At 36.9% G+C, this 18,455-nt stretch carries 15 protein-coding genes; 5 read left to right on the top strand and 10 right to left on the bottom strand.

Annotated features, from left to right (window positions below; genetic code table 11):
* Positions 1-15: 15 nt before the first annotated feature.
* The 5 genes from Q4493_RS01740 to Q4493_RS01760 form a co-directional block, all read right to left on the bottom strand.
* Positions 16-1,617 carry a hypothetical protein gene (locus Q4493_RS01740; protein ID WP_303448927.1) on the bottom strand — a complete coding sequence of 534 codons (1,602 nt, stop codon included), beginning with the start codon at positions 1,615-1,617 and terminating at the stop codon, positions 16-18.
* 329 nt (positions 1,618-1,946) lie between these two features.
* Entirely contained in the window at positions 1,947-2,906 is a 960-nt protein-coding gene (locus tag Q4493_RS01745; RefSeq protein ID WP_303448928.1) for a PstS family phosphate ABC transporter substrate-binding protein, read from the bottom strand.
* 226 nt (positions 2,907-3,132) lie between these two features.
* The gene (phoR, locus tag Q4493_RS01750; protein WP_303448929.1) at positions 3,133-4,437 is read right to left on the bottom strand and encodes a phosphate regulon sensor histidine kinase PhoR; all 1,305 of its coding nucleotides are present in this window, start codon (positions 4,435-4,437) and stop codon (positions 3,133-3,135) included.
* An 11-nt stretch (positions 4,438-4,448) separates the two neighbouring features.
* On the bottom strand, positions 4,449-5,150 hold the full coding sequence (gene phoB / locus Q4493_RS01755) for a phosphate regulon transcriptional regulator PhoB (RefSeq protein ID WP_303448931.1): 702 nt from the start codon (positions 5,148-5,150) through the stop codon (positions 4,449-4,451).
* 739 nt (positions 5,151-5,889) lie between these two features.
* The gene (locus Q4493_RS01760) at positions 5,890-6,816 is read right to left on the bottom strand and encodes a porin (RefSeq protein ID WP_303448933.1); all 927 of its coding nucleotides are present in this window, start codon (positions 6,814-6,816) and stop codon (positions 5,890-5,892) included.
* Between the two features lie 302 nt (positions 6,817-7,118).
* Between Q4493_RS01760 and Q4493_RS01765 the strand changes: the two genes are divergently transcribed.
* The gene (locus tag Q4493_RS01765; RefSeq protein ID WP_303448935.1) at positions 7,119-8,858 is read left to right on the top strand and encodes an ATP-binding protein; all 1,740 of its coding nucleotides are present in this window, start codon (positions 7,119-7,121) and stop codon (positions 8,856-8,858) included.
* 107 nt (positions 8,859-8,965) lie between these two features.
* Positions 8,966-9,886, top strand: a complete 921-nt coding sequence (gene rdgC, locus Q4493_RS01770; protein ID WP_303448937.1) for a recombination-associated protein RdgC — start codon at positions 8,966-8,968, stop codon at positions 9,884-9,886.
* Positions 9,887-9,972: 86 nt separating this feature from the next.
* On the opposite strand, the gene Q4493_RS01775 is transcribed toward rdgC, so the two are convergent.
* Positions 9,973-10,815 (bottom strand): HDOD domain-containing protein, encoded by an 843-nt coding sequence (locus Q4493_RS01775; RefSeq protein WP_303448938.1) that lies wholly within the window; start codon positions 10,813-10,815, stop codon positions 9,973-9,975.
* A gap of 241 nt (positions 10,816-11,056) precedes the next feature.
* Here Q4493_RS01775 and yegQ point away from each other — a divergent pair, with 241 nt between their 5' ends.
* Both yegQ and Q4493_RS01785 read left to right on the top strand, forming a co-directional pair.
* Positions 11,057-12,424: a tRNA 5-hydroxyuridine modification protein YegQ gene (gene yegQ, locus Q4493_RS01780; protein WP_303448939.1), complete on the top strand. Its 1,368-nt coding sequence runs from the start codon at positions 11,057-11,059 to the stop codon at positions 12,422-12,424.
* Positions 12,424-12,669, top strand: coding sequence for a YfhL family 4Fe-4S dicluster ferredoxin (locus tag Q4493_RS01785; RefSeq protein WP_303448941.1), 246 nt, complete (start codon positions 12,424-12,426; stop codon positions 12,667-12,669). Before yegQ ends, Q4493_RS01785 begins: the two co-directional genes overlap by 1 nt.
* A gap of 70 nt (positions 12,670-12,739) precedes the next feature.
* Here the strand turns inward: Q4493_RS01785 and Q4493_RS01790 are convergent, their stop codons facing one another.
* From Q4493_RS01790 to rppH, 4 genes are all read right to left on the bottom strand, one after another.
* Positions 12,740-13,573 (bottom strand): thymidylate synthase, encoded by an 834-nt coding sequence (locus Q4493_RS01790; protein ID WP_303448942.1) that lies wholly within the window; start codon positions 13,571-13,573, stop codon positions 12,740-12,742.
* 121 nt (positions 13,574-13,694) lie between these two features.
* Positions 13,695-14,486 (bottom strand): sulfite exporter TauE/SafE family protein, encoded by a 792-nt coding sequence (locus tag Q4493_RS01795; RefSeq protein ID WP_303448943.1) that lies wholly within the window; start codon positions 14,484-14,486, stop codon positions 13,695-13,697.
* Positions 14,487-14,544: 58 nt separating this feature from the next.
* Entirely contained in the window at positions 14,545-16,821 is a 2,277-nt protein-coding gene (ptsP, locus tag Q4493_RS01800; protein ID WP_303448945.1) for a phosphoenolpyruvate--protein phosphotransferase, read from the bottom strand.
* A gap of 165 nt (positions 16,822-16,986) precedes the next feature.
* The gene (gene rppH, locus Q4493_RS01805) at positions 16,987-17,490 is read right to left on the bottom strand and encodes an RNA pyrophosphohydrolase (protein ID WP_303448947.1); all 504 of its coding nucleotides are present in this window, start codon (positions 17,488-17,490) and stop codon (positions 16,987-16,989) included.
* Between the two features lie 277 nt (positions 17,491-17,767).
* Here rppH and mutH point away from each other — a divergent pair, with 277 nt between their 5' ends.
* A complete protein-coding gene (mutH, locus tag Q4493_RS01810; protein WP_303448949.1) occupies positions 17,768-18,445 on the top strand; it encodes a DNA mismatch repair endonuclease MutH in 678 nt (225 codons plus the stop codon).
* Positions 18,446-18,455: the final 10 nt, after the last annotated feature.

Below are 18,455 nucleotides of genomic sequence, written 5' to 3' on the forward strand. Positions count from 1 at the left end.
TTAAATGGTTGGTATTTAGTCGTTGTTAGCTGCAGTAACTGCTGCTTCAACCCACTGATACCAAGCTGAACTAGTGTCTTGGTCTGATACAGCACCGATATAATCAACTGTATCGAAGAAGCTTGAATCTAAACCAGATAAATCGTTAGCTGAAATAGTTACGTCAGTAGAGCTAGTGTTAGTTGAGAAACCATCAGCAGCAATTACATCAGCATCACCACCAACACGTTGGTTTACACCACCATTCTCATACCATTGCTCAACTGACATGTTTGCTGGCATTTGTGTCGCGTCAGCAAATTCAGATGCACAGGCTAATACTGAATTGTTGAAAGTGATTTCAGCAGCATTTTTCAAGCCATCAGATGAGAAAGCAATACAGTCAGTACCATTTGAAGCGTCGGTTTTAACGTCTAATACGTTGTAATAATTCGTTTTGATTGAATCATCAAACTTATGAGCTGTTGAAGGGTCACCATCACGTACCGACGAACCATCAGTAGTAATTACGGTTACATTGGCAATAGTAGGGAAAGAAGCTGGTGCATCACTGTAATCGTCACCACCATTTTTCTCACCATCAGTTTCAAAACCATTATTCCCCATGTAAGCAATAGCGCCATCACGTGTAGTTACAGTACCGTGTTGGATAAATAAGAATTGCGCATTACCTTGCCAACCAGCATCAATATCAATTGCATCATCTTGAGTGTCAGTGACTACAATATGCTTGATGTTTGAAGCACCACCGAAGAATTCAATACCATCATCAAACCCTTGGTGAATATGAAGATAATCAAAAGAAGAACCTGAACCTACCGCATTTAGTGTTAATGAGTTCAAATCATCACCTTCACCACCTACACGAGGACCAGAGCCAGCGTACCAAATTTTTGCCCATTTGATATTACCGCTTCCGTCAGTGTTATCATTACCACCAAAGTAACTAGTAATACCCTCTGAGCCAACATCACAAGTATCGGCAGCACGCTGAGCATTAGTACATTGATTCGTTAAACCGTTACCGTTAATGATGATTCCGCCCCAATCAGCGTATTGTGCACCATTACCTTCAAGGTCATGACGGTCATAAGCAAATGCAGAAGTAAATGTTACTGGCTTAGCAGCAGTACCTACAGCTTGGATTTTAGCGCCGCGAGCAATACGAATTATCGCTTCACCTGATTTAAACGCTAAAGTAGCACCAGGCTTAACTGTCATTGTAGGACCATTAACTGGCACTTCAAAACCTTCAGATTTACGACCATCAGCACCAATAAGTAAAGCATCTTCAAACACATGAATACCGCCATCAGGTAATTCTTCAAACGTAAGGTTTGCTGTAATAGAAATATTTTTACTGGCAAATGAATCATTATATAAACAATCTAAACCATCAAAAGAACCTTCTACAGTACCGGCTTCAGTTTCATAACTGGTACATTCAATTGGTTCAGCCGAACCATTATCAACCGTGTTATTTGAGTTATTTACACTGTTATCAGTCGTTGAACTATTGTCATTTACTGTAGGGGTAATTTGAATATCGCCACCACAACCAACTAATGTTAAAGCACAAGCGATAGCGCTTACTTTGAATAGTGATTTCATTTGCATTTCTTTTTGCTCCGAAGATATATAGTTTTAAATGTATTCAAACTGGCTAAATGAAAGTTTATTAAGTGTTACTTACTTCGATATTGCTTAGTAACAAAGACATCAAAAAAACTTCATTTAGACAGCTTGACTAAAAGTTGTAGCTATCCTACTGCTGAAAAATGACAGAAATGTTTTAGAAATATGTAGTTTTTGTTGCTGAACAATGACAGTAATATGACAAGCAAAGGCAACATGAAGAAAAGACAAATAATGCTGGGACAAACTAAAAAGGCCTAACGTTTGTTAGGCCTTTCAATGTACTTAGTTAACTGTAATTATGGGATATTTTACAGACCTAACTTTTTAAATTCTTTTTCTACCACTGAGTTTGGTAAAGGAATATAACCATCTTTTTCAACTATTTTTTGTCCTGATTGTGACAAAACCATCTTTAAAAATTCAGCTTCCATTGGTGCTAAAGGCTTATTCGGATGCTTGTTAACATAGACATATAAAAAGCGAGACAATGGATATTTTTTAGACACAGCATTCGCCATATTAGCTTCTACAAAATTGTCGCCTTTTTTAGATAGCGGTAATGCTCGAACGCCTGAAGTTTGGTAACCAATACCTGAATAACCAATACCATTTAACGAAGCAGAAACCGACTGAACCACTGATGCAGAACCAGGTTGTTCATTAACATTATTTTTGAAATCACCTTTACAAAGCGCTTTTTTCTTAAAATATCCATAAGTACCAGACACAGAGTTACGACCGTATAATTGAATATCTTTACCTGTCCACTCACCACCGAGCCCTAAATCACCCCAACGATCTACCTCTTTGTCAGCACCACATTTACGGTTGTTTGAAAAAATGGCATCAACTTGGTCGATACGTAAACCTTTTAACGGGTTATCTTTGTGAACAAATACCGCTAAGGCATCAATTGCCACACGAACAGCGGTAGGTTTGTAACCGTAACGTTTTTCGAACGCTTCGATTTCACGTGATTTCATTTTACGGCTCATAGGCCCTAAGTTTGACGTTGCTTCAGTTAATGCTGGTGGAGCAGTAGAAGAACCGGCCGCTTGAATTTGTACGTTTACATTAGGGTAAGTGCGTTTAAACTCTTCCGCCCAAAAGGTCATCATATTCGCTAAAGTATCTGAACCAACTGAAGATACATTACCTGAAACACCGCTAACTTTTTTATAAACGGGTAAGTCTTTATCTATCGCGACCGATGAAAAACTCACCATACTTGCTAAACCAATGATGCCTAAGGCACGTTTGATATTCATAATTTTCTCCAATGAGACTTGTATACAACATTGATTATTCAATGGTATAACCTAGTTAATTTGCCAACACTATATAAAGCTAATATGACAATTATATTTAAGCTTTGTGACACTTATATGACAAAGGTAAAATAAGTGTCACAAAAGTGAAGTATTTATAATGGTCGTTGTATTACGTAAAGAGAATAACGATAAATACCGTTAATATAGGGTCGGATATAAAAGATTAAGGTAACGGGCGTATGCAGTTTGGTTCAAAATAAATAATGAATTCGCTTCCTTTACCCCATTGTGAATTAATAGCAAGTTCAGCATGATGATGGTTCAACACATGTTTAACGATAGCTAAACCTAACCCCGATCCGCCAGTGTCACGTGATCTTGATTTATCCACCCTAAAAAAACGCTCCGTTAATCTATTTACATTCTCAGGACGGATACCTGGACCATTGTCTTTTACGGAAAATTTCGCTTTATTACCATCCATTTGCCATGAAATATCGATTTTTCCATTTGCTTGAGTGTAGCTAATAGCATTAGAAATTAAGTTTAAGCATGCACTTTTAATTTCGTTATCAATCCCTTCAATGGCAAGGTGTTCATCTATGTCCGCGGTAATATGGTGATTTTTATCTTGATTAAGCCAATGACTGTCTTCTACTAAAGCATGCAACAACTTAGGCATATCGATCAATTGTTTATCGTCATCATCAATATTTATCTCAACTCGTGAAAGTATTAACAGTTGTTCAACTAGTCGATCCATTCTAGAAACTTGAGTTTCCATAGTGTTAAACACTTTTTGCCAGTAAGGATCTAAAGCATGCTCCGTCATTTGCACCATTTCAACATAACCACGTACAACGGTTAAAGGGGTTTTTAGTTCATGAGAGACATTGGCGACAAAATCACGGCGCATTTCTTCAAGGCGATGAACCTTACTGACATCTCTTGCAAGAAATAAAACTTGCTCACTACCATAAGCCATCAAACGTAGCTCTAAAATCAAATCAGCATTTATCGGTGAAGGAATATGACAGGGGATGTCAAAATTACCGTTTTCAATATACTGACTAAATTCAGGAAAACGTAATAAATTATCGATTCGTTGACCTATATCACCCGGCCAACGTATGCCGAGTAATCGCTGTGCTTTTTTATTGCCCCATTCAATAATTAAATCATCAGACAATACAAGTGCGGCATCAGGAAGTGCCTCAGCACCATCTCTAAATTGTCGAATTTTAGCATTAAGGGCTTTTTGTTTTTTACGATGTTTTCTGGTTCTGCGATATAAACCGTCGTAAATTCTTCCCCATATACCCTTAGCTACAGGAGGGGAAATAGTTTTACTTCGCCACAACCATTTAATTAATTTTAATAAATGATGATAGTGCCAAATCAAAAGACTCACGGCGCTAATCGCAACAATTAAAAAAGTATTGCCGATAAAAAAACCAACAACCGCACTTAGCAATAACGTTAGCGTTAAACGACTAATAATAGATTTGACAGATAAACGAAAATACATATAGGCGAACTTTATAGACTCATTTTAATTTTGCCTGAAAAACGATACCCTGAACCTCGAACCGTTTGAATAAAGTCTTCATGCCCTTCTCCAGCGATCGCTTTACGTAATCGTCTGATATGAACATCTACGGTTCGATCTTCTACATAAACATTGGTACCCCAAACATTATCTAATAATTGTTCACGGCTATACACTCGTTCAGTGTGTGTCATAAAAAAATGTAACAACCTAAACTCCGTTGGACCAAGATCTAAAGCTCGTTCATTAATAGAAACGCGATGTGCGACAGGGTCAAGTTTCATACCATGAAATTCAATTGCTTCTTCCAGTGCGGTAGGCGATACACGACGGATCACTGCTTTAATTCGAGCAATTAACTCTTTCGGTGAAAAAGGTTTAGTCACATAATCATCAACACCAACATCAAAGCCTTTTACTTTATCGTCTTCATCGGCACGCGCAGTAAGCATTATAATTGGAATTGAACGAGTATACTCGTTTTGCTTTAAGGTTTTCGCAAGTTTAACACCTGTGCCACCGGGTAACATCCAATCTAGCAAAATAAGATCAGGATAAGGCTCTACTATTTTTGATTTAGCATCTTCATAATCTTCCGCTTCAATCGTATTAAAACCATTTTGTTCTAAGACGAAAGTGATCATTTCCCTGATCGGTTTTTCATCTTCTACCACTAATATTTGTCTGTTCATTTAATAAATCCTGTTAGTCGATTGACAACGCTCATGAACATTGTGATAACTTTTTGTGACAATTTTATTACACGCCTATAATTTTTGTTCATCATTAACTAACTACTAGGGCATGTTGATCTTTCGCGATGATTTTTGCAATAGTTTGTTTGGTATTTATACAAAGCCTTGCGAATGATATGTGGCTATTCCACCTCAATAAGCAAAAATGCAGTAGAAATGACAAACAAACGTTGCCCAAAGGTTTCAATTAAAAACCATTTTTTATTCGTTGTTCAGTATTTACATGGAACAACCATGCTACTTAACTCACGCCTTGAATAAATGACTTTTATTTTGAACAAAATTCAACCTTTCAAGATAAACACGCCCTAATATTAGGCAAGAAAAAAGCGACCTAAAGTCGCTTTATTAGGGGCTGTTGACCTTTCGGGATTGTTTTTGTTGGGTATTTATACAAGGCAGCGCCTTTGTTATAGGGTTGTTCCACCTAAAAAGGCGATAAAGACTTTATGCTCCTGCAAAGTCACCTTACCCCACATCCTTGTGGGGCAACGCCGTAAATATGACCAACAAACGCTGTACTAAGGATTCGGCTAAAATCGTTTTACGCTTTGTTGAGTAGTATTTTCTTAGAATGACTAGGCTACACACTACTCGCCGCGATTAAAACGATTTTATCTCGAACGAAATTTAACCACGAAAGATCAACAGCCCCTAAGCTAATAAACCGCTCAAATTAAAACTTATATTCAATCCCAGCGCCTAAATAGTCTTCATCAGCACCGCTATCCATATCAAAAGTCGTGTAAAAACCATATAGTTTAGTACTTTTAGCTAACTTATAATCTGCACCGAAAGTAACGCCTGACTTATCATCACCTCCGTCGAAATTAGCAGTTTGTAATTGCGCTTTTAACGACCAGTTATCAATTGAATATTTTGCTGAAGCAAGAAAGCCATCCATTTCAGCGCCAGAAGAAACAGATTCTTGCGTTTGTAGCATTGCACCTAGCGTGAAACCGGCTAATTTACCTTGCACAGTTGCACGAGTAACATCGTAACCTTTCATTTCAGAATCAATTGCAATCGCAGCATAAAGTTTAGACTTTTTCAATTCAGCGTCACCGTATGTAACTGCAAAAGAAGTAGCATCTTCACCATCAATACTATCTTCGGCAACATACGTCATCCCGATTTGAAAATTATTAAACTTTTTGGTTTTATAAGTAATAGAATCAGCCATGCGGTTTTCACCCTTCCATAAGCTTTTAATATCACCATTTAAATCGCTGAATAAATCCACTTTCCCTTGCGATTGTTTTAGCACCGAATCATTATTACCTACGAGTACTTCACCAAAATTTCCTTTCAAACCAATATATTGGTTACGGTCAGTAATACTATCACCTTTGGCAGAGTCGCCATCTAAGTCAACTTGAAATTCCGCTTTATAAACAACCGTTAACTCATTTGATACATCATGCGTGCCTTTAAAGCCAATACGTGACGCATTACTTTTAACTTCGGTAAAAGATCCCTCACCTTCATCTGATGATTGAATTGACATATTTGCTTTACCGTAAATAGTGATATCAGCAGAAAATGACGATACAGAAATTGTGGCTAATAATGCTGTCGCCAAAGTGCTATATGAAAGTTTCATTTCTAAACCCTTAAATTTTTTTTCAATTTTTATTTACCGCGCATTTTGCCTTAACAAGATGACACTTTTGTTACAGTATGTACTTTTTTTGACAAAAAAATGAAATAATAAAGATGTTTTTATGTCAGCCTTATTACGTATTTGTGACAATGTGACCATTTATTATTTGTTAAGAGTATAGTCTATACTATGGAAAACTAAGTCTTTTTATGCTGATTTTTAGTAAAAATATTAAAAAACACTTTAATCATGTTTTAAAAGCGCTATTATCGAATTATCAATTAAGAGAGTAAGCAAATAAAATGAAAGTAACTAGCATTTCCCGCAAGCTTTTAACGCGTGTTTTATCATTTTATTTTGTCTTAACTTTTCTTGTCACTTGCGTGCAAATTGGTGCTGAATACGTCAATACTAAAAGCCATATCAATAGCGAATTACTCACCCTAGAAAAAACCTTTAGCAGCAGTTTAACCCGCGCTGTTTGGGAGTTAAACACTCAACAAGCTATTGATATTGCAGAGGGATTAGTCGCCATACCTATGATAAAAGGTATTAAAGTTACCGATGAAAATAATCAAGTCATTACGCAATTAGGTGAAAATAGAACACAAGACGGCGACATTAAATTAGACAATAAAGAGAAAAACTATTTCAATATTAGTTCTTTATCAGAAGGACTTTTCGGCTACAGTTTTCCTTTAATTTTTGAATTTTCCGGTCGTACCACTAAGGTAGGAACGGTAACCCTATTATCTAGCAACCAAGTAATATTTGATCGTATTGAAATTGGTATCTATTTTCTCATCGGTAATGCGATGGTCAAAACTGCGGCCTTAGTATTATTATTTTCAATCGCCTTTTCGCAATTATTAACTAACCCTCTAAATGAACTTACTGAGCAAATTAATCAATTTGATATAGATGATCCTGAAGCGTCAAAACTACATGTCGTCAATTATGAAAGAAATGAATTAAGTATTTTACAAAATGCGTATAACAATTTGCTCTCCGAATTAACTCGCTATAAAGAAGAGCTCGCCACCGCACAAAGCGACTTAATCGATTCGAATAACAAATTAGATGAGCAAAATTTAATGTTAGAACAAGAGGTAGCTAAAAAAACCTCTTCGTTAAGCACTACCATGTTAAAAATGGAAATGCAGCAAAGGGAACTACTGGCTCAACAAAGCCAGCTCAAAGCAGAAAACACCCGAAGAAGCCAAACAGAAAAAACATTAACGAATACAAACGATGAACTTAAAAGTTCGATTCACGAGCTTAAAAAAGCACAAGAAAGACTATTAGATGCCGAAAAAATGGCAACACTTGGTGCTTTATCAGCAGAAATAACACATGAAATAAATACCCCAATAGGTGTAAGTATTACATCAACCAGTTATTTATCAGATTTACTGACTAAACTAAATAATGAAATCGACAGTAATAAGTTAAGTAAACGCGGACTTGATGAATTTAGACAAAATGCTAACCAAAGTGTTGATTTATTAATGAACAACTTAAACAGAGCTTCTGATCTTATTAGTAGTTACAAGCAAGTTGCCGTAGATCAAACCAGTGATAAAATTCGTCATATTAATGTCGCGAAATACATAAATGAAATAATCAATTCATTACATCCAAAACTTAAAAAAACAAATCACATCATTCATATCGACTGCTCTAATACTATTGAAGTTTATTGTCATGCTGGCGCCATTTCCCAGATCTTTACCAACTTAATTTTTAATTCAATTATCCATGGTTTTGAAGGTATTGAGCAGGGTGAAATTTCTATTAAAGTTGAAATGCATAATGACGAAGTACAAATAACCTATGCAGACAATGGTTTAGGGATACCTGAAGAATCTCTACCGTCATTGTTTGATCCTTTCTTTACCACTAAATCAGGGAAAGGTGGTAGCGGTTTAGGAACTCATATTATCCACAGTTTGGTCACGGATACTTTAGGCGGCTCTATTGTTGCCCGCTCTGAAAAAAACCAAGGATTAAGCTACTTAATTACCTTTAATGATATGCGCTAATCTAATGCCCTTTTCATATCACTAAATGTATGACTCACAAATTGAATTAAGTTAAGATAGTTTCCTTTTTTGTTTAACGGCCTAAAATTGGCCGAAGGATAGCTTTAATGTGGTTCAAAAACCTCTACTTTTTCGCTTTTACCCGTCCGTTTGAATGGTCTGAACAAGATCTCGAAAAACACCTTGGAGAACATCTATTCACCCCTTGCGGTTCAACTGAAATGTCACATTTTGGCTGGGTGAATGCATTAGGTAAAAATGGCAGTAGTACCGTTCACTCAGTAAACGGAAATCACTTACTCTGTGCGAGAAAAGAAGAGAAAATATTACCGGCTCCAGTCATTAAAGAGATGCTTGAAGAAAAAATAGCATTACTTGAGAGAGAGCAATCTCGCGGCGCTACAAAAAAAGAAAAAGAGCAATTTAAAGAAGATATTATTTTCGAGCTTTTACCTCGTGCTTTTTCCAGAGTCACTGACACCCATGCTTATATTAATCCTGAGCATAATATTATCGTCATCAACACTAGTAGCCGCAGTAAAGCCGAAGACTTTTTAGCGTTATTGAGAAAAGTGCTTGGCACCTTACCTGTTACTAGCGTATCACCTGAAAAAGCCCCTGATGAAATGATGACAGATTGGCTAACCGAACATAATATTGGTGAAAACTTTCAATTAGGCTTAGAAGCAGAGTTTCATGCTTTAGGCGACGATGGCGCGGTAGTTCGAGTCAAAAATCAAGAACTTGATAGTGACGAAATCAAAGCACATTTAGATGCAGAGAAATTTGTTGTGAAGCTCGCCTTGGAATGGGATGACGCTATGTCATTTATTTTGTGTGATGATCTTGCGATAAAACGTGTTAAGTTTTTCGATGTGATTCATGAACAAAATGAAGATATTGATAAAGACGACATCCTTGCGCGACTCGATGCAGACTTCGCCTTGATGGCCGGAGAAATTAACCGTTTTATTCATGACTTACTGGCTGAATTCTCAGTAAAAACCACGGATTATTTAGAAAAGTAGTTAATTTAAAAACAAAAAAGGCGCTTAATGCGCCTTATTGTTAACTGTAAACTACTCAGCAATAATTGTGAGTAGTTGAGCCAAGATTAACTAAACATCGTTTTCACATCAGAAACCATCTCGGTAAACTCATCATTTGCCATAAAATTAATATCAGGAAGTATTCCTTTAGCAACATAACGTTTTAATAGCGTTTCTTTTGTAGACTCATTTTTAAAAATACCATGGTAAATGGCACCTGCACGAATAAAATCTAAATAATGAACCTCTTCCGGTAAAATTGTTAAGTCACTCCAATTTTGCACAATGTCGGTAAAATCTTCAGAAAGCCCCCAAGCTTTAGTCACTTCAGCACCTACGTTACTTGATAATTTGATAATAGCTTGTTGTAAAAATGTCGGGTTAGCAAAAACATCCGGATGGTTCTCTGCTTCCGTTAAAATAGGTAATACACCAATACTGTGAATTAGTGCGGCTAAGGTGACCGTTTCTAACATTAAAGGAGAATGTTTGTTTTCCTTCAAATAAAACGTCATCAGAGAAATTGCTACTGAAGCAACATCTACTGTTTTAGACCATGATTTTTTCAAGTACATCGAAACAATTTCATTTTCAGAAATAAACACTTGTTCTAATGCCATCGCAGTAGCAATACTTTTAATTTGTCTTAAACCTATCCTAGTTACCGCTTGATTCACCGTTTCAACACGAATACCACGGCCTAACATAGCGCTATTGGCAACCTTCAACATTCCCATGGACAAAGCAGCATCATGAGAAATTATTTCGCTCATTTGACCAAGATTAATTTCAGGATCATCGGCAGCTTCTCTAACTCTTAAAGCAACTTCAGGTAATGTTGGTAATATTAAAGATTCTTGTTTAATTTTTTCCACTAAAATAGTGTAAAGCGCATTTTCCGTTCCCATAAAGAACCTCTTAAAGAATTATCTATCTTTTTTAAAAGTAGCACATATTTTTGATAAAACAGGACATTTTCAATTAAATGGAAATTATTTTGATATTTTTTACTTTCACTTTGTCTGAATTACTTTTCGATTAAAAATACAAGCTTTTTCTTTTATTATTTGCCTTTTTATTGATCAGGCCATTTGAATGCCAGATTAACGGTTTTTATAATGCTCGACTTTAAAAAAACGAGTGTCCAATATGATAAAACCAGAATTACTTTCACCTGCTGGCAGTTTAAAAAACATGCGCTTTGCTTTTGCTTATGGCGCAGACGCCGTTTATGCAGGACAACCTCGTTATTCATTACGAGTACGAAATAATGAATTCAATTTTGACACTATTAAACAAGGTATTAACGAAGCACATCAACTCGGTAAAAAGTTTTATTTAGTCAATAATATTGCCCCTCATAACAGTAAACTCAACACCTTTTTAAAAGATATTGCACCAATTATTGCAATGAAACCTGATGCATTAATTATGTCAGATCCAGGATTAATTATGTTGGTTCGAGAAAATTTTCCGGATATGGCAATACATTTATCGGTGCAAGCTAATGCGGTAAATTGGTCGACAGTCAAGTTTTGGCAGCAACAAGGCATTGAGCGCGTCATTTTATCGCGAGAATTATCATTAGACGAAATAGAAGAAATCCGTTTTCAATGTCCCGAAATGGAATTAGAGGTATTTGTCCATGGTGCACTTTGCATGGCTTATTCAGGACGTTGTTTATTATCAGGTTACATCAATAAACGAGACCCAAATCAAGGAACTTGCACAAACTCTTGTCGATGGAAGTATGATGTTCATCAAGCGAAAGAAACAGAGACAGGCGATGTTATCGCTCAGCCTGCTGAAATATATATGCCTGAACAACCTTCAAATGACATTGTTTTACTACAGGAGCAAGGCAGACCTGGTGAATACATGCCAGCTTTTGAAGACGAACACGGCACCTATATAATGAACTCAAAAGATTTACGAGCGGTAGAGCATGTTGATCGATTAGTAAAAATGGGCGTACATTCACTTAAAATAGAAGGCAGAACAAAGTCTTTTTATTATTGTGCTAGAACCGCACAAATCTATCATCAAGCGATACTAGACTCACTTGCGAATAAACCTTTCAATCAATCCCTTAATACTGATTTAGAACATTTAGCGCATCGAGGCTATACCGAAGGCTTTTTACAACGTCACCGTCATGGTGATACTCAAAACTATGAATATGGCTATTCAAAAAGTGATACTCAACAATTTGTTGGTGAAGTAATAGGCCAAAGTGAAGATAAGCAATTAATAGAAATTGACGTTAAAAATAAGTTTTTAACCGGAGACGATTTAGAGCTGATGACCCCTTCTGGAAATTTATCTTTTACCCTTGAGTATATGACAAATCACAAAAATGAAGAGATCACTGATGCTAAAGGCTCTGGACATATAGTGTTTATTAGATTGAATACAGAAGTCGACTTAAAATTTGCTATTCTCATGCGTTACTTAAAAGAAGGTGGAACCACACGCCATCCTTTTTCGCAAAATCAAAATAAGCAGGCAAAACCATAATGGCGCTTATGATCGAGGCATCTTGTATCAACTGTGATATGTGCGACCCAGAGTGTCCGAATCAAGCAATATCATTAGGGGTGAACGTTTATGAAATTAACCCAGATAAATGCACTGAATGTATAGGGCATTATGATAAACCCACTTGTATATCAGTATGTCCGATAGATTGTATTAAAAAAGATCCCAACCATATTGAAGATGATGACCGTTTGCTAGCAAAGTTTATGCGAATGCATGGTTGACAAAATTTAACCTAATTTATGTCTGAGACCATAAAGTAAAAAGGAGCCTAGGCTCCTTTTTACTATGTTATTAAACAGATATCGGTGCTTTAATGTGAGGATGCGATTGATAATCTTTTAATTCAAAATCTTCAAAGGTGAAATCAAAGATACTTTTCACTTCGGGGTTTATTACCATAGTGGGTAACGGTAACGGATCGCGTGATAATTGCTCTTTCACTTGCTCCATATGATTCAAATATAAATGTGCATCACCAAAAGTGTGAACAAAATCACCTAATGCTAAATCACACACTTGCGCGATCATCATAGTGAATAATGCATAGCTAGCAATATTAAATGGCACACCTAAGAAAATATCAGCACTTCGTTGATATAATTGACATGATAATTTCCCTTCAAGTACATAAAACTGAAAAAGGGTATGGCATGGCGGTAGAGCTTGCTTGCCAATGGCGGCATTAGCATCAGGACTAATAGAGGTGTCAGGCAATAATGCAGGATTCCAAGCGGTAATAATATGACGGCGTGAATCAGGATTATTTTTTAAATCGTCAATTAATTGTGCTAATTGGTCAATCGTTTCACCATTGGCCGCAGGCCAGTTTCGCCACTGTACGCCGTAAACAGGACCCAACTCCCCTTCTGGTGTAGCCCAATCATCCCAAATTTTCACACCATTTTCTTTTAAATAGGCGATATTTGATTCGCCCTTTATAAACCATAATAATTCATGAATGATGGATTTTAAATGACATTTCTTCGTCGTTACTAAAGGAAAGCCTTTAGATAAATCAAACCGCATTTGATGGCCAAAAATACTTTTTGTACCTGTGCCTGTTCGGTCTGACTTTTCTACTCCATGCTCATAAACATGACGCATTAAATCTAAATAAGCTTTCATTATTTTTCCTAAAATTGATAACGAGAATGACACGATTTTTCTAGGTAAATTATGCCGAAAATATCGGTTGAATACTATGAAAAAGACGAGATAACTCTCAAATTGGCTGACTTTTTTCGACTTATAAAACCATTTTTATCGCCACTAAAATTAAGAAGCCAGAAAAAATTCGTTTCAAATATCTCACGGGTAATTTTTCTGCCATTTTTACGCCAAAAGGAGCCAGTAAAGAAGAGGTAGAAATAATCCCAAATAAAGCAGGTAAATAAATGTAGCCTAAACTCCATGAAGGCAAATTCGTTTGATCTAAGCCCGTTACCATAAAGCCAGTAGCACCAAACAATGCCACCACAAATCCGCACACAGTTGCTGTGCCAATGGCTTCTCTAAGTGATAATGAGTAATACGTTAGAACCGGTACTAAAATAGCTCCACCAGCTATTCCCATCAAGCTAGAGATATAGCCAGTTCCTAAACCAATAGTTTTAATGACCCAATGATTAGGCAAAGGTTTACTTTTTTCAATTCGAACAGAAAACAACATATAACTGGCAAGAATCGTCACCGCAATAGCAAAAATATAAGTGAGTAACTCACTTGATAATGAGTCTGCAATATAGGCACCAAATAGCGCACCTATGGCAATCATAATCATTAATTGTTTCGCAACCGGCCAAGGAATATTATTATTTTTGTGATGAGCAAAAGTTCCGGACGCTGAAGTAAACACTATCGAAGCAAGAGACGTCGCAATAGCGACAGGCATGACGACTTCTGGTGAAAAGCCTAAACTTGGTAATAAATAGACTAGCGCTGGCACTATCACTAAGCCACCACCAATCCCCAAAAGGCCTGCCAGAAATCCGGCTAAGCAGCCTAATGTTGCACATACAAGTAATACACTGATAAACATAATTTATCCTAAATTGATGCGAAGATGCCGACGAAAAATAATAGTGATGAAGCAATAACTACATGCCGGCGCGAACAAACCCTCCTAATTCGAGTAGCTCTAATTGTTCATTTAAATAATTATGTACCTGTTTTGCGTTTGATAACGTTAATACTTTTGCCAAAATAGCTTTAGCAGCCTTTAATTCAACATGTCTGATCACCCACTTAATTCTTGAAATATTATGAGGGTTCATACTTAATTTATCGTAGCCCATTGCTAATAATAGCAGTGCTCCAGCAGGTTCACTGGCAAGTTCACCACATAAACTTAATGGGATAGCATATTTTTGCGACTCTTGAGCGATCATTTGTAACGCTTTCAGTACCGCAGGATGGTATGAGCTATATATGCTAGCAACACGTGAATTATTTCGATCTACCGCTAATAAATATTGGGTTAAATCATTACTTCCCACCGAGAAAAAGTCGACTTTCTTCGCTAATTCTTCCAGTTGAAAAATAACACTTGGTACTTCGATCATAATGCCAATGCGAGGACGAGCTAAGCCTTTTTCTGGATCAATTTCTAATTCAGAAGTTAACTCAAAATACGCTTGGTTAATTAATCTAATCGCTTCATCTACTTCAGCAACACTAGAAATCATTGGCAACATAATTTCTAAATTCTGATAAGCGACACTCGCTCTGATCATGGCACGTATTTGTAATAAAAATATCTCAGGATGATCTAACGTAATTCTTATGCCACGCCAGCCTAAAAACGGATTTTCTTCATGAATAGGAAAATAAGGTAACGATTTATCACCACCAACATCCAAGGTACGCATAGTGACGGGTTGGTCAGGAAATGCTTCTAATACTTGACGATAGAGTACGGTTTGCTCAAGCTCAGATGGAAAACAACTTTTGCTCATAAATGGAATTTCGGTGCGATACAAACCAATTCCTGCAGCGCCCGAGTTTATTGAGTGCTCAAAACCAGAAGACAATCCCGCATTTAATAACAGCTCAATTTCTTTACCATCTGGTGTAATCGCAGGCAAAAGTTGAACTTGTTTTACTTTATCAGCAAGTGCACTTTCTTCTGCAATTAAATGTTCGTACTCCCGAATTAAGGCTTCATTCGGATCAACAAATAATTCACCACTATAACCGTCGATAATACACAAATGTTTATCAAGTTTGCCTAATGGAATTCTTTCAATGCCCATCACTGCAGGTAAGGCTAACGCTCTGGCTAATATTGCTGCATGTGAATTGCTCGAACCTTGTAGCGAAACTATCCCTTTTAAACCTTGATGCTGATACTCAGCAACCATTGAAGCAGTAACATCTTCAGCCACTAGAATAAATTCTTCCGGCACCGCTTTAGGAGTTTTGCTAAACGATTGAATATTAAATAATAAACGATTACCAAGATCTTTAATATCACTCGCTCTTTCACGCAAATAACTATCTTCTAAGCTTTCAAACTGAACAACATAACTGTCGATAACGGTTTTCAATGCACTCTCAGCATCCCAGTGCTCATTAATTTTATCAGCAACTTCCCGCCCAATATTAGCGTTATCAAGTAACTGTTTATACATTTCAAAAATATCTAAACTGTTATCAACAATTATGGCTTCAAGCTTACTTGCCATTTGAGTAAAGTCGGCTCGTGTTTGAATAACCGCTTGCTCAAATTTTTCATGTTCTAGGGCAACATTATCCGTTTTAGTCAGTGCTATCGCTCTTAAATCAGCATGTGGTTGCACCAATAACATTGGCGCGACTGCTACACCTGATGAACCTGCCGCCCCTTGAATGGCTTTAGTCCAATGATTATTGCCTTGATGTTGAGCAATTAAGCCTGTCGCTTCTGCATTTGCCATAGCGGTAGCAATTTGTGCGGCTAATGTGACAAGAAAGGCTTCTTCATTTTCATTGAAAAAACGGGCCTTCTCTTGTTGAATAGAAATGACCCCAATCACTTTTCGTTGATGAATAATGGGCGTACCTAGAAAAGCGTTTAAATTCTCTTCTTTAACTTCAGGCGCATGAATAAAATGTGGGTGCGAGCGAGCGTTAGCAATGTTTAACGGTTCTTCTCGTTGCGCGACTAAACCAATTAAACCTTCAGTAAAGCCAATGGTTGTTTGACCTAACGACTTTTCATCTAAGCCATCGGACGCCATTAAAATAAAATGCTGCTTTTGATGATCAGCCAAATAAATTGAGCAACATTGGGTTTTCATCACTTGTTTTATTTGACTAACTATACGACGTAAAGCACTTTCTAGCTCAGTATTCTGGCTAAATTCAAGGACAATGCGACGTAAACTGGTTAACATGAGATCCCTACTGATGTTTAAAAATATGGTGAATTACTGGTTTTATTTCGAGAAAAACACGCTGAAAATTTCCCGTATTTTTAGAAAAAAATAGCCCACATAATGGTTGCGAGCTATTTTCATTCACTGATTAACAAAATAATGAGACAACACAGTGATAATCAATTACCGTTTTTTTCGACGATCATGTCGATAATTAGGCAAACTATTTGCGACAAATTCTTTCATTACTTTACGATACACCTCGCGTTTAAATGAAACTACTTGCCTGACAGGATACCAATAACTTACCCAACGCCAATCATCGAATTCAGGATGTTTAGTATGCAGTAAATCAACCGCTGACTCTTTCGCTGTTAGCTTTAACAAAAACCATTTTTGTTTTTGTCCAATGCAAACAGGTTTGCTGTCATGTCTGATCAATCGTTTTGGTAATTTGTACCTTAGCCAATGTTTTGTTGAAGCAATAATTTTCACATGCTCAGGTTTTAAACCGACTTCTTCACGAAGCTCCCGATACATAGTTTGTTCTGGAGTTTCTCCTTCATCAACACCCCCTTGAGGGTATTGCCAAGAATGTTGCCCATAACGCCTTGCCCAAAAAACTTGTCCCCTGTCATTGATTATTACTATGCCGACATTAGCTCGATAGCCTTCGGCATCTATCACAGGTTTTCCTAAAAAATTTTTATATACCCTGATTCTTCCATAATCTGTGCTTGTGAGCAAATAAAAACTGCTTAAAACTTTTGATTAATATTTCAGTCAGTTATTAAGACGTGTTGTCCTTCGAAGTTAAATTTTGTTCAAAATAAAAGCCATTTATTCAAGGCGTGAATTATGTAGCATGGTTGTTCCATGTAAATAACGAACAACGAATAAAAACCGCTTGCTTAGCGAATACAGGCAAAAGATAATATCGGTAAAGTCATCACGATTCTTTTTAATGATAACGACTAAAATCCCTGAAAGCGAAACTGAATTAATTGTCAGAGCCCAAGCACTAGCTGGGTTATCTTTGGGCGAAATTGCACGCCAACAAAACATTAAAATTCCAGAGAATTTAACGAAAGAAAAAGGTTGGATAGGTTTACTACTCGAACAAGTATTAGGAGCCAGTGCCGGTTCAAAGCCCATTCCTGATTTCCCTCATTTAGGCGTTGAATTAAAAACCATTCCCATTGATCGCCTAGGTAAACCGCTAGAAACCACCTTTGTTTGTGTTGCGCCATTAACCGGCTTAGTTGGTGCTACTTGGCAAAACAGTCACATAAAAAATAAACTCAGCAAAGTGTTATGGGTACCCGTGATATCAGAACGCACTATTCCAATTGCCGAACGTATAGTTGGCGCGCCTTTTTTATGGCGTCCTTCAATCGAAGAAGAGCAGCTGTTAGCCCAAGACTGGCAAGAGTTAACAGATATGATAGTGTTAGGTGAAGTAGAAAATATTCATGGCAAGCATGGGCAAATTTTGCAATTACGTCCAAAAGCCGCCAATAGCCAAGCGAAAACCAAAGCTTTTAATAAAAACGGCAAGCCATTTATGACATTACCGCGAGGCTTTTATTTAAAAACGGCCTTCACTCAGCAATTAATTAATCGATTTTTACGGATTAATTAACCTTAAACAA

This window comes from Colwellia sp. 1_MG-2023 (genome assembly GCF_030546755.1).
Classification (GTDB): domain Bacteria; phylum Pseudomonadota; class Gammaproteobacteria; order Enterobacterales; family Alteromonadaceae; genus Thalassotalea_H.